Source organism: Methylomonas sp. LWB (genome assembly GCF_001856095.1).
Taxonomy (GTDB): domain Bacteria; phylum Pseudomonadota; class Gammaproteobacteria; order Methylococcales; family Methylomonadaceae; genus Methylomonas; species Methylomonas koyamae_A.
Map to the genome: position 1 here is coordinate 61,778 of NZ_MKMC01000045.1, position 12,468 is coordinate 74,245.

The window sequence follows — 12,468 nt, forward strand, 5'->3', positions numbered from 1 at the left end:
CTAACCACGAGACTCCGAAACCGGACCGCCGGAAGGAGCCGTCGTCCGACAAACTAACCAGGGATACCGTGATGATTAATTGCCCATTCTCCACCCCCACTTCCGGCCGCTACCTGATTGCGATGGCGCTGGCTGGAGTTAACGCAAATCCGGCAGACTGCGCCGAAGCAAAAACCTACACCAAACCCGCCGTCACAGCCTTCTCCAGTCAAATGGACGATGCGTTGTTGGGCGGCGGTAAATTCGAAAAGCCGGTCTGGAATCTGCACGATGCGTTGCAGTTACCCAAATGGTTGGACATATCGATTGAACAGCGCACCCGCTACGAAAGCCTGGATGGACGCTTCACAGCAAACGCCAAGGGAGGCGACCAACAAATTCCATTGCAAACCGACTTGTGGTTGCAAGCGCACCTCGGTCAATTCCGTTTCGCGACCGAATTCGTGGATTCGCGGGCCTTAGGCGCCGACAGCGGCTCCGGCGTTAACAACACTCACGCCGACACCGCGGATTTTCTACAAGGTTATATCGCCTGGGCGGACCAAAACGTATTTTACAGTGGCTTAGGCACCGAAGTGGTCGCCGGCCGGCAAACCCTGAATTTGGGGAGCCGCCGCCTGGTCGCCCGTAACGCGATGCGCAACACCATGAACACCTTCACCGGGGTAAAACTGCGGGTTCTGGATTACGACAAATGGCAATTCACCAGTTTTGTGACGATGCCGGTGCTTCGCTACCCGAACACTGCCGTCGATATCCTCGACGAGACCCACGAATTCGATGAGGAAGACACCCATACTTGGTTTTCCGGCGGCTTTTTAGAGGTTTTCGACATCGGCTGGGGCGTCAACAGCGAGGTATACCTGTACAACCTCGACGAGGGCGACAGCATTCGCAATCAAACTCGCAATCGCCGTTATTTTACGCCGGGCATGCGTTTTTACCGAAAACCCGGCAAGGACAAATTCGACTTCCAAACCGAAACCATCGGCCAATTCGGGACGGTTCGCGCATCGACCGCCGCCTCCGCCAGCCTCGATCAGGAACACTCCGCCTGGTTCCAACATCTGGATGTCGGCTATACCCTGGGAATCCCTTGGTCTCCGCGACTGGGTTTGGAATACGATTACGCCAGCGGCGACCACGACCCCAACGACAACAAAGATCAACGCTTCGATACCTTATACGGCGTCAGACGGGGAGACTTCGGCGCGACCGGCATCTATGGCGCCTTCGCTCGCAGCAATATCAACTCGCCGGGCTACCGCATCAATCTTGCACCGACGTCGGCAGTCCAGCTCGGCCTGAGCCACCGTTTTTTCTGGCTGGCCGAGGACAAGGACGGCTGGACAACTTCCGGCACCGCGACCACCATGCTGCGCGACAGAACCGGGAAGACCAAAAATTTCATCGGCCAGCAACTCGAATTGACCGCGCGCTGGGACTTTAACAGCAGTCTGAATTTCGAAACCGGCTGGACCCACTTATTTAAAGGAACGTTTGCCAAAACGGCGACCAACGCACCCGCACCTCAGGACATCGATTACTTCTATGTGCAAAGTTTGTTTCGGTTTTAACGCGCCACCTCACGTCGCGACTGATCCGATAGGTCAAGGGTTTTTAGAAGGCCAGTTAGTAAGATGACCGGTAACGGATTCCTGATTCGGGTGGCGGTGGCGGCAGACCCGAAATTGCTCGGCATGAAATGATTCGGCAGTCACGAACTCCGGTAGCCATTAATGATCGGTAGGCTCGACTTTGTACCAAGCACGTTGATGACCGAAACCCTATCCCTGATCGGCGAGGCTTTCGCCTTGCCGATTCGTGCCGGCACCCATTTGCGTCAGTTTGAATTTTGAACCTGCTGTTTTAAACCTTTAGGAGAACCCTATGATACATCGCCTTACCCTTCGCGCCATCGTTCTGGCGGCCTCGCTATTGCCCGCGTCGTCGGCCTGGGCTGCAACCACGCTGGTCGCGGTCGCCGCCAACTTCACCAAACCAATGGAACAAATCGCCGCCGAATTCCAGAAGGCCACCGGTCACGAGGCCAAGCTGTCGTTCGGCTCCTCGGGCAAATTCGTGTCGCAGATCGAAAACGGCGCGCCGTTCGAAGTCTTCTTGGCCGCCGATCAGGAAAGCGCGGTCAAATTGGTCAACGCCGAGTTGGCGGTCGCCGACACTCGTTTTACTTATGCATTGGGCAAGCTGGTGTTGTGGTCGGCAACGCCGGGCTTGGTCGACGAGCAAGGCGAAATCCTCGCCAAGGGCGGTTTCAAACATCTAGCGCTGGCCGATCCCAAACTGGCACCGTACGGTGCCGCAGCGATTGACGTTTTGAAAAAACTCGGCTTGCGGGAGAAATTGCAGCCGCTAATCGTTCAAGGCGAAAATATCTCGCAAACCCATCAATTCGTCAGTACCGGCAATGCCGAACTGGGCTTCGTCGCCTTGTCTCAAGTCATCGATAACGGCAAGATCGGCAGCGGCTCGGGCTGGATCGTGCCCAGCGATAGCTACAACCCTATCCGGCAAGATGCAATCCTGCTTAACAAGGGAGACGAGAATCCCGCCGCGCAAGCATTGCTGGAATTCCTAAAAGGGCCAGCGGCCTCGACCATCATTTTGAAATACGGCTACAGCCTGCCCAGCCAACCCTAAGCATGCTCAACTCCGCCGATATCGCCACCTTGTGGCTGACGTTTAAAGTCGCTTGCCTGGCCACCCTGATCATGCTGATTCTGGGTACCCCGCTGGCGTGGTGGCTGGCGCGCACCCATTCCCGTTTCAAAGGATTCTGCAACGCGTTGGTGGCCTTGCCGCTGGTATTGCCGCCGTCGGTGTTGGGCTTCTATTTGTTGGTGACGCTGGGGCCCAAAGGCCCCATCGGCAAACTGACCGGCGAATTAGGGCTGGGTACCTTGCCTTTCACCTTCCCTGGTTTGGTCGTGGCCTCGGTGTTTTATTCGCTGCCCTTCGTCGTTCAACCCCTGCAAGCCTCGTTTGCCGCGATCGGACGGCAACCCTTGGAAGCCGCCGCGACGCTACGGGCCGGACCCTTGGATACCTTTTTCAGCGTCGTGCTGCCTTTGGCGAAACCCGGATTCATGACCGCGACGATTTTAGGTTTCGCGCATACCGTCGGCGAATTCGGCGTGGTGTTGATGGTCGGCGGTAATATCCCGGACCGGACCCGAGTAGTATCGGTACAGATTTATAACCACGTCGAGGCCATGGAGTACGAACAAGCCCACTGGTTAGCCGGCGGCCTGCTATTGTTTTCCTTTACCGTTCTAATGGCGTTGTACAGCGCGTTGAAAACCCACCCCGTCGCCCATCAACTTAAATGACCGCACCCATCCGCGCCGAATTCGACCTCGACTACGGCGAATTTCGACTCAATGTAGATTTGGTGTTGCCCGGCAGCGGCGTCTCGGTGCTGTTTGGACATTCCGGCTCCGGTAAGACCACGCTGCTGCGCTGCATCGCCGGTTTGCAAAAATCCAGCAGCGGCTTTTTGCAGATCAACGGCGAAGTCTGGCAGGACAGCGAACGCGGGCTGTTTTTACCAACCCATCAACGTTCGTTGGGCTACGTATTTCAGGAAGCCAATCTATTTCCGCACCTGTCGGTCAAGGGTAATCTGCAATTCGGTTTGAAACGCACCGGCCAAGCCAGCGTCGACCTGACCCACATTCTGGAACTGCTGGGCATAGACCATTTGTTGGCACGCATGCCGGACGCGCTGTCCGGCGGCGAGCGCCAACGGGTCGCCATAGCGCGGGCATTGGCCCTGAACCCTAAAGTACTGCTGATGGACGAGCCGCTGGCGGCGCTGGATTTCAAACGCAAGCAGGAAATCCTACCCTATTTGTCCCGCCTGCACCGGGAACTGAAAATCCCGGTGGTCTACGTCACGCATTCGCAACAGGAAGTCGCTCAACTCGCCGACCATCTGGTAATAATCGCCAACGGCCGCGTTTTAGCCGCTGGCCCGCTCGCCGAAACCCAGAGCCGACTGGACATGCCGCTAGCTCAGGACCGCGAAGCAGCCACGGTTTGGCAAGGTCTAATTCAGAGTCATGAATCCGATTACCATCTAACCCGCGTGGAAACCGCCGCCGGCTCGCTGAGCTTGGCGGCTTTACCCGCCGCCGCGGGCACGCCGCTACGCCTGCAAATTCAGGCGCGGGATGTCAGCATCGCGCTGGAAAAACCGGCGGCGACCAGCATCCTCAACGTATTGCCGGCAACGGTCACAGGGCTTGCCGCCGAGTGCGACGGCCTATGCGTGGTCGGCTTGCAAGTCGGCCCGTTGCCGCTACTGGCGCACGTCAGTCAAAAATCCGCCGTCGTGTTGGGCTTAAAAACCGGCATGCTGGTCTACGCACAAATCAAGGGCACTTCCATCCTGAACTAAGTCGCTTGGGGAGACGTGCCCAAACCGGGCATCCAGAGCCCGCGCGGTTTCAAGGCGACTAAACCGTGACAAAGTCACGCGAGACCTTATAATCCCGAGGGTTTACCATCTCAACACCATGGAGTTGAACCGTGAAAGCACTATTGGCCCTGGCCGGTTTAGGATTGAGTATGTCCGCCCACGCGACGGTCACCGGCAGTCTGATTAGTTCCGATTCGCTGCAAAGCTACTCGATTAACGACTTTTCGTCGGCTTCGCTGATCGAAACCGCCTACACTCAGTTACTGAACTACGAAACCAGCAACAATCTAGACTTGTCTACCGCAAAAATCGTCGTCACCGACGATGTCTTTACCCTGGAAGCCACGCTGGGCGGTTTACTGACTTGTTACTACCAAGGCCGTACCGCCACTTCAATCGAGGACTGTGCCAGTCTTACAGCCTATGCGACCGGCAATTTCGCGACCGGCACCACGCCTCAAGAGCAGAAGAGCCTAAACGCCGTCAACGACGCCACCACGATCGGTTTGCAACTCAACCGCAGCACCACCCAGATTTCCAGCTCGTTACAGTCGCTCCGTCATCTGCGCATCGATCATTCCACCGCGAAAGGCGGCGGTGCCGGCGACGACCTGTACAGCATGGTCGGGCCGTTCGGATTTTTCGTCAATGCCGGCGGTTCCTGGGGCCACGTGGACGGCAACACCGGCAGTGCCGGCTTTGCGTTGTACAACCGCAATTTCAACGCCGCGCTCGATTTCAAAATCAGCGAGCGTTTCGCGACCGGCATTCTGTTCGGCTATACCAGTTCCGCCGCCGAGCTGGACCGCGGGCAAGGCCGTTTCGATGCGAACATCTTTCGATTCTCGCCCTTCGCAACCTTAACGCCCACCGAAAACACGTATATCGATCTGGCGGCCGGTTACGCCAAACACGATAACGCGGCAAACCGGCAATGCCTGACTTGCGGCGGCGGCGCCAAAGCCCAGTTCGAAACCGACGAATTCAACATTTTGGCCGGCACCGGCTATACCCACAACATCGGCGCCTGGAGCCTGCGCGGCTACGGTCAAGCCTCGACGATTTACATGAATATCGGCGGCTACCGCGAACAGGGCCTGCTGGGTGCAGGCAGCGGCCTGCTGACGGTACCGGAGCAATACGTAGTCTCGGTCACCAGCACCTTCGGCGTCGAATTGACCTATGCGTGGAGCCTGCCATTCGGCGTGCTGACGCCGCGCGTCAACGGCGAGTGGGTGCGCGAATACGCCAACGATCCGCGAGTCACCCGCGCCTTTACCCGCTCCGGCTTGGCGGCAAGCATCGTCTCTAGCGCCGCCGAACGCGATTGGGGCAACATGGGCGCCGGCCTGCAACTCAATCTGCCGAACGGCTTGGCCGCGAATTTGGGCTATCAGGCCTTGATTATGTCCGGCTCCTACAATCACGCGCTGGAAGGCGGATTACGCTGGGAGTTTTAAGCGGCCTGGTCCGAGGCAAGTCAAACGAATCCGAACGAATCGGATCGCTGCTAAGACTCAAGTCCGTATTTCGACCAAAATCAGCCAGCCATTCCGCTTGAAAATCGCCACCAGTTCCGATGTAAACCCAGCCATCGATTCCTAAATGATTACGCCAGCGTTGAATGACAGCTTTTGGAAGTGATGAATTGGCGCAATTGTCCCCTTCCCGCCAGATAAGGTTTAAGTTACGGTGGACGAAAATGGCAGAAGCTGTCATTCAAAATGTCATTGCGCTCCGTGGATTGCGGGCTGAATAGGATGGGAAAATAAATCCGGCCTCGCATGATCTTCATTGACAGTGCCGCCGATCAGTCGCACCGATCCCATCGAAACCGGCCGCGGTGCGGTTTGAACAGTCAGGTGTCCGCGTTCGACCGGCAGCGGTGTCGTCGCGACAGGCTAGGTTGCCGTTGATACCGGCAGCGTTCTTACCTCAACACGCGGTATCGCCACAGAAACATCCAGGCTTGCTTGCCGAACAGGCAGACCTTCACGCTGAACACGCAGCCTTTTAATATGAACAGCCAGCGCCGCTTGTTTAACACGCAAGCGCCGCTGTTGATCGGACACGCGTCGCTGTTCGGCAGAGACGGCTGCCTGTCAATCAGCGGCGGCTCGGTGTTTAGTCGAGATCGTCGCCTGTTCATCGGCGGATGCCCGGCGTCGAGTTGCGGAGCGCCGCTGTTAAACACGCACCCCTCGGTGTTTGCATTAGAAGCTTGCCTGTTGATCAGACGTCGCTCGATGTTCAACAGAGGATGGTGGGTGTTTATCTAACATCGGTCCGTGTCCGCAACGGATTGTCGGTGTTGTATTGGCAACTCGTCGAGTGATAAAGACCCAGGACAGCTTCGATTTGCCCGAACCGCGAAGGATCGAGCAAGAACCCGCCAGACCGGAGGCAACCTTCCGTCTCTGCAAACAGTGTAACTCCTGGTCCGTCGCACCAACGCTCGCCTTGCCAAGCGCCGCGATCGACAAGTTACGGTGCCGGTAAGGTTCGTCGAAGTTTTGGTGGATAGCGTTGGCGCTCCGACGGAGCAAAGGCGCGGGCGCAATGAGCGAGATCGACCCGTTGCAGACCTCGGTCCTCATGCACTAATGATCGCGGTAAACTTCATACCGGCCGTTCGCCAGCGTCAAATCACTTGATTGCAGTACACAGTCCCCATATACTTCAAAGCATTTTTACGCCTTTTCATCATCTACAATTTGTGCTTGATTGGGCATCAAAGCTTACGGGATCTGGACGAATATGAGCGACTGGGAAATCATCAGAGAAGAAGCAAGCATCGTTCTGATTGGGAGCATGAATCCTAAAATATTTCATCCGGAATGGTTTATCCGAAAAGAAATTGTTGAAGAATGGGATTACAGCCAAGACGAAGTTATCAGTTTGCCTGATTTAGCCCAAGTTGAATTGCCCAACGAACGTAAGCTAACGGTATTATTAAATAAATTTTCAATCCTTTCACCACTCGCTACCGAATATCAATCAATAAAGGATTTGGTAATTCATACCTTTTCGTTATTAAGCGAAACGCCCATTGTACAAATTGGTATGAACTTTAGTTCTGTTATCAAAATACGGGATAAAGATAAGTGGAAGCAATTTGGGCAGAAACTAGCGCCTCAAGAATATTGGAAACAAGCGGCGACCTTCATAAGTGATCTCGATGAACAGCAACAAAAAACGCTTGGATTGTGGGAATTAACAATGAATCTTCCTAGGCCAGATGACTTAGAAGGCTACATTCGACCCAAAATTAACGTGTTTCCGCAAGCAGGACCTTACGTACTACAATTCAGCATTAACAATCATGTTGATTTAAAAGATTCAAATGCAACATCCATGATAAGGGTTCTTGAAGATCGTTGGGATCATTCACTAAGTTTTGCCAAGCAACTGACAGAGAACATCATGGAATCACAACTGAGTCACGCAGTATGAGTACAGCTACAGCAAGCTTATTAAAAGAAAAAGATACCACTAATAATTATCAACCAGAACCAACCGAATACAGGTATGGTAAAGATGGTACCGATATCTTTTCTACAAAAGAACCAGAAATTCGGCCTCGTAGCAAAAAACTCCCTTTTGATGTAATTGACCTCACGATGCCAAGAGAAGAAATCAGGCAACGATGGCGTGGAGTCATAGTCAGTTCCAACGAGGAAGAATTAACCGTTCAACTAGAAGATCTCACCAATTCTGAAAATCCGAACGAATTGGTTGTTTTATCAAGGGACGAAGTTGACGCTAAAGATCAACCCCTTATCGAACCAGGTGCATTGTTCGATTGGTACATGGGCTATAGACAAGGGCAAAAATACAGTAGGGAAAGGTTTTCAACTATCCGTTTTCGCCGTCTACCACCATGGACAGCGGCAGAAATTCAAAATGCTGAAAAATTAGCCGAGGAGTACGCTGATTTTTTTCTCGTCGATTGAAAATACAATACCGGATATCGCTTGCGCTGAAATATCTCTTTTCGGCCCCGGAATTGGTGAATGTATAGTACTTCACGTTGGAGAAGGCCGCTGGTTTATCATTGACAGTTGCCTTTGCCCGAGTACCAAACAACCAATCGCCCTTAATTACTTACAGTCTATTGGGGTGGACCTAAGTGAACAAGTGGTTGGCATCTTAATCACACATTGGCATTCAGACCATATCGAAGGGGCATCAACCTTGTTAAAGGCTTGTCATAACGCAAAGTTGTATTGCTCCATCGCTCTATTAAAAAAAGAAGCCTTACAACTAGCAGCACTATATAAAAAAGATATCTTCGCCGATACTGATAAAGAAATTAGGGAATTCAGGGAAATTATCGAGTTTCTCAGCGAGACAAAAGATAGAAATCGCTTCGCACCCGTCAAAAACAGACATACCTTTTTCGATTACAGAAATACGGTACCAACACGTCTAGTTGCCTTATCGCCTAGCGACGTTGCAGTCACCCAATCTATGGCATCCTTAGCTGAATTGGCAGAGAAACAAGGTAAACGCCGCACTAGAAATGTTGTACCGACAAGTGAAAATCTCAATGCCGTGGCACTGCATTTTTCTTTCGGTAACTTTTCGGTTCTGTTGGGCTCTGACCTGGAAGAAACCGGCAATCCACAGACAGGTTGGTCTGCTATTTTTAATGACCAGATCATTAACGAATTAAGTCTACCGATTGCTTCATTATTTAAGGTTTCTCACCATGGCAGTGAAACCGGGTATCACGATAAGATTTGGCAGGAGCTCTTAATTGAATCGCCTTTATCGATGACAACTCCCTACACTCGAAGCAGTTTACCAACAGCCGATAACATTAATAAGCTACAAAACCTATCCTTCCATTTTTTAATTACCAAAGATCCTCAAGCAAATAAAAGGATTAAACGAGAAAATATGGTGGAAAGGGAGCTCCGATCCATCGCTAAAGATAGAAGAACTATTAATGAAAAAATGGGCCATATACAAATACGCTATACGAGTGATGGTGCTTTGAATATTTCCGGAAATGAGCATGCCGTTAAATTTACAACCGAAGTTCTTTAGCGACGGCAGCTATCTGGCTTGTAGCCGTCACTTACTAAAATACTTGAATGTCGCAATTTGGCCGATCCAAGGCATTCAAAATCTGTTCGGGTATAAATCGGAACCGGTGGCGACATCGCGAACGGAACCACTGGCGGTTTTCAACTCGGATTCAGCGGCGGTTTTAATGGGAATACTCACTCAAGGCCTACCGACTAGCGCTATCGCGGTTAACACAGTAACACTATCTAGCGTGCCGCGCATCGCAGGATAATCCGGAATAACGCGTTCCAACGACGCTAGGACCCGAAGCGTTCAGTTTACCGGCTACGCGGCGCCCCGGTCATTCGCCGCCTTAGGAGCGGTGCGGCCAGCATGTTCGACAGTTCTAAACCTGAACGGTCAATCTGAACGCCGCCATCGCCGAGTAAGCTTTAGTGTCCGAATACAGGTGAACGCACGCCGGTCTCGGAGAACAAAAAAAGGGCCTCGCGGCCCTTTTCTTATCGTTTAACGCGTGGAGATCAAGCGTTATCGACTTCTTTCATGCTCAAACGCACCCGGCCTTGGCGGTCGATTTCCAGCACTTTGACTTTTACCACATCGCCTTCCGACAGTTTGTCGCTGACTTTTTCGACACGTTCTTCCGAAATTTGCGAGATGTGTACCAAGCCGTCCTTACCGGGCAATATCGTCACGAATGCGCCGAAATCCATCAACCGAACGACTTTGCCTTCGTAAGTCTTACCGACTTCGACCTCGGCGGTGATTTCCTCGATCATGCGTTTGGCTTCTTCACCGGCGGCTTTATCGACCGAAGCGATATTCACGGTACCGTCGTCGGTCAAATCGACGCTAGCGCCGGTTTGCTCGGTGATCGCCCGAATCGTCACGCCGCCCTTACCGATCACTTCGCGAATTTTGGACGGATCGATCTTGAAGGTGATGATGCGTGGCGCGAAGTCCGACATTTGGGTGCGCGATGTAGACAAGGCTTTGTTCATTTCGCCCAAGATGTGCAGGCGGCCTTGCTTGGCTTGATCCAGCGCGGCTTTCATGATTTCCGGGGTGATGCCGTCGATCTTTATGTCCATTTGCAGCGCGGTAATACCGGTTTCGGAGCCGGCCACTTTAAAATCCATGTCGCCCAAATGATCTTCGTCGCCCAGAATATCCGACAACACGGCGAATTGATCGCCTTCCTTGATCAAACCCATCGCGATACCGGCGACCGGCGCTTTCAATGGGACGCCCGCGTCCATCAGCGCCAAACTGCTACCGCACACCGACGCCATTGAGCTGGAGCCGTTTGATTCGGTGATTTCCGACACGACTCGAATCACGTAGGGGAATTCGCCGATCGTGGGCGTCACGGCTTGCACGCCGCGCTTGGCTAGGCGGCCGTGACCGATTTCGCGGCGTTTGGGAGAACCGGTGCGGCCGGTCTCGCCAACGCTGAACGGCGGAAAGTTGTAGTGGAACAGGAAGGTATCCTTGTATTCGCCCGCCAGTGCGTCGATGATTTGCGCGTCGCGCTCGGTACCCAGGGTCGCGACGACCAAGGCTTGAGTTTCGCCGCGGGTGAACAGCGCCGAACCGTGGGTTCTCGGCAATACGCTGGTACGAATCGTGATCGGTCTGACCGTGGTCAAATCGCGGCCGTCGATACGGGTGCGGTCGTTCAGAATCGCTCCGCGAACGACGTTGTATTCCAAGGTCTCGATAACGTCGCGTATGTCTTTTTCGGCAAACAGACCGTCCGCGGTCAATTTTTCGACGACGGCCGCACGGATCGCGCTCAAGGCGTCTTGTCTGACCAGTTTCTCGGGAATTTGGTAGGCGGCTTTGATTTGCGCTTCGGCTTCGGCGGCAACGGCGGCTTTCAAGGCCTCGTTGTCGGCGGGCGCCGCCCAGTTCATGGCCGGCGTAGCGACTTCGGCGGCCAGTTCGTTGATCGCATTAATCGCGACCTGCATTTGCTCATGACCGAACAATACCGCGCCCAGCATCACGTCTTCCGGCAACAGATCGGCTTCCGATTCGACCATCAATACAGCTTTCTGAGTGCCGGCGACCATCAAGCGCAAGCGCGATTCCTTCAATTGCGGCAAGGTCGGGTTCAACACGTATTGACCGTCGATATAACCAATGGTCGCGGCGCCCAGCGGGCCGTTGAACGGCAGGCCCGAAACCGCCAACGCGGCGGATGCGCCGATAATGGCCGGCGCTTCGGTGTCTATCTCCGGGTTCAACGACAATACCGTCGCGATGATTTGTACTTCGTTAGTAAAGCCTTCGGGAAACAATGGGCGAATCGGGCGATCGATCAAGCGCGAAATCAGGGTTTCGTTTTCGCTGGGACGGCCTTCGCGTTTGAAAAAACCGCCGGGAATTTTACCCGCGGCAAAGGCTTTCTCTTGGTAGTCCACCGTCAATGGAAAAAAGTCGCCGCCGCTGCTTTCTTTTTTACCGACCACAGTCACCAGCAGGGTGGTGCCCTCTACATCAATGATCACCGCGCCGTTGGCTTGGCGGGCGATTTCGCCGGTTTCTAGCGTGACGAGACGATCCCCGTACTGAAATTGTTTCCTGATAGGATTCACTATAAGGTTCCTTTTTTTAAAGGTTGTGCTGAAATGTGCCTAAAAAAGAAACGGCGTTCGACACGCCGTTTCTTCCGGGCGGTATTACTTACGAATGCCCAGACGCTCGATCAAGGAGCGGTAGCGGGCCACATCGGTTTCTTTCAGATAATCCAGCAATTTGCGGCGTTGGTTAACCATGCGCAACAGACCGCGACGCGAATGGTTGTCTTTTTTGTGAGCGGCAAAGTGCGGTGTCAACTGGTTGATGTTCGCGGTCAACAAAGCCACCTGAACTTCGGTGGAACCGGTGTCGGAATCCGACAAACGGTATTCTTCGACGACTGCTTTCTTTTGTTCTGCGGTTAATGCCATTTTAATCCCTATCGATTAATCAATTAAAAGAATGCCATC

The 12,468-nt window shown here is 53.5% G+C and carries 11 protein-coding genes; 8 read left to right on the plus strand and 3 right to left on the minus strand.

Going from position 1 to position 12,468, the window contains the following annotated elements; genetic code table 11:
- Positions 1–122: 122 nt before the first annotated feature.
- The 5 genes from BJL95_RS16600 to BJL95_RS16620 all read left to right on the plus strand — a co-directional run bounded on the left by BJL95_RS16600 (position 123) and on the right by BJL95_RS16620 (position 5,901).
- Complete coding sequence (locus tag BJL95_RS16600) at positions 123–1,577, plus strand: alginate export family protein (protein WP_254786841.1); 1,455 nt, start codon at positions 123–125, stop codon at positions 1,575–1,577.
- A gap of 313 nt (positions 1,578–1,890) precedes the next feature.
- A complete protein-coding gene (gene modA / locus BJL95_RS16605; protein ID WP_071159508.1) occupies positions 1,891–2,661 on the plus strand; it encodes a molybdate ABC transporter substrate-binding protein in 771 nt (256 codons plus the stop codon).
- 2 nt (positions 2,662–2,663) lie between these two features.
- Positions 2,664–3,350, plus strand: coding sequence for a molybdate ABC transporter permease subunit (gene modB, locus BJL95_RS16610; RefSeq protein WP_071159510.1), 687 nt, complete (start codon positions 2,664–2,666; stop codon positions 3,348–3,350).
- Positions 3,347–4,420 carry a molybdenum ABC transporter ATP-binding protein gene (gene modC, locus BJL95_RS16615; RefSeq protein WP_071159512.1) on the plus strand — a complete coding sequence of 358 codons (1,074 nt, stop codon included), beginning with the start codon at positions 3,347–3,349 and terminating at the stop codon, positions 4,418–4,420. The genes modB and modC overlap by 4 nt, the downstream gene beginning before the upstream one ends.
- Positions 4,421–4,551: 131 nt before the next feature.
- Positions 4,552–5,901 (plus strand): autotransporter outer membrane beta-barrel domain-containing protein, encoded by a 1,350-nt coding sequence (locus BJL95_RS16620; protein ID WP_071159514.1) that lies wholly within the window; start codon positions 4,552–4,554, stop codon positions 5,899–5,901.
- 470 nt (positions 5,902–6,371) lie between these two features.
- Here BJL95_RS16620 and BJL95_RS24790 read toward each other — a convergent pair whose 3' ends face one another.
- Entirely contained in the window at positions 6,372–6,635 is a 264-nt protein-coding gene (locus BJL95_RS24790; RefSeq protein WP_139306293.1) for a hypothetical protein, read from the minus strand.
- Between the two features lie 563 nt (positions 6,636–7,198).
- Here BJL95_RS24790 and BJL95_RS16630 point away from each other — a divergent pair.
- From BJL95_RS16630 to BJL95_RS16640, 3 genes are read left to right on the plus strand one after another with little or no spacing between them, the layout of a single operon-like run.
- On the plus strand, positions 7,199–7,894 hold the full coding sequence (locus BJL95_RS16630; protein ID WP_139306294.1) for a hypothetical protein: 696 nt from the start codon (positions 7,199–7,201) through the stop codon (positions 7,892–7,894).
- Complete coding sequence (locus tag BJL95_RS16635; protein ID WP_071159521.1) at positions 7,891–8,394, plus strand: hypothetical protein; 504 nt, start codon at positions 7,891–7,893, stop codon at positions 8,392–8,394. The genes BJL95_RS16630 and BJL95_RS16635 overlap by 4 nt, the downstream gene beginning before the upstream one ends.
- A gap of 52 nt (positions 8,395–8,446) precedes the next feature.
- Positions 8,447–9,493, plus strand: coding sequence for an MBL fold metallo-hydrolase (locus BJL95_RS16640; RefSeq protein WP_302848353.1), 1,047 nt, complete (start codon positions 8,447–8,449; stop codon positions 9,491–9,493).
- Between the two features lie 503 nt (positions 9,494–9,996).
- Here BJL95_RS16640 and pnp read toward each other — a convergent pair.
- Both pnp and rpsO read right to left on the minus strand, forming a co-directional pair.
- Positions 9,997–12,078 carry a polyribonucleotide nucleotidyltransferase gene (pnp, locus tag BJL95_RS16645; protein ID WP_254786843.1) on the minus strand — a complete coding sequence of 694 codons (2,082 nt, stop codon included), beginning with the start codon at positions 12,076–12,078 and terminating at the stop codon, positions 9,997–9,999.
- Between the two features lie 81 nt (positions 12,079–12,159).
- On the minus strand, positions 12,160–12,429 hold the full coding sequence (rpsO, locus tag BJL95_RS16650) for a 30S ribosomal protein S15 (protein ID WP_064031750.1): 270 nt from the start codon (positions 12,427–12,429) through the stop codon (positions 12,160–12,162).
- Positions 12,430–12,468: the final 39 nt, after the last annotated feature.

What these genes read in the sequence shown, in the direction of transcription:
- modC (WP_071159512.1), top strand. Translation starts at nt 3,347, where the DNA reads ATGACCGCACCCATCCGCGCCGAATTCGACCTCGACTACGGCGAATTT.
- rpsO (WP_064031750.1), bottom strand. Translation starts at nt 12,429, where the DNA reads ATGGCATTAACCGCAGAACAAAAGAAAGCAGTCGTCGAAGAATACCGT.
- BJL95_RS16635 (WP_071159521.1), top strand. Translation starts at nt 7,891, where the DNA reads ATGAGTACAGCTACAGCAAGCTTATTAAAAGAAAAAGATACCACTAAT.
- BJL95_RS16630 (WP_139306294.1), top strand. Translation starts at nt 7,199, where the DNA reads ATGAGCGACTGGGAAATCATCAGAGAAGAAGCAAGCATCGTTCTGATT.
- modB (WP_071159510.1), top strand. Translation starts at nt 2,664, where the DNA reads ATGCTCAACTCCGCCGATATCGCCACCTTGTGGCTGACGTTTAAAGTC.
- modA (WP_071159508.1), top strand. Translation starts at nt 1,891, where the DNA reads ATGATACATCGCCTTACCCTTCGCGCCATCGTTCTGGCGGCCTCGCTA.
- BJL95_RS16600 (WP_254786841.1), top strand. Translation starts at nt 123, where the DNA reads ATGGCGCTGGCTGGAGTTAACGCAAATCCGGCAGACTGCGCCGAAGCA.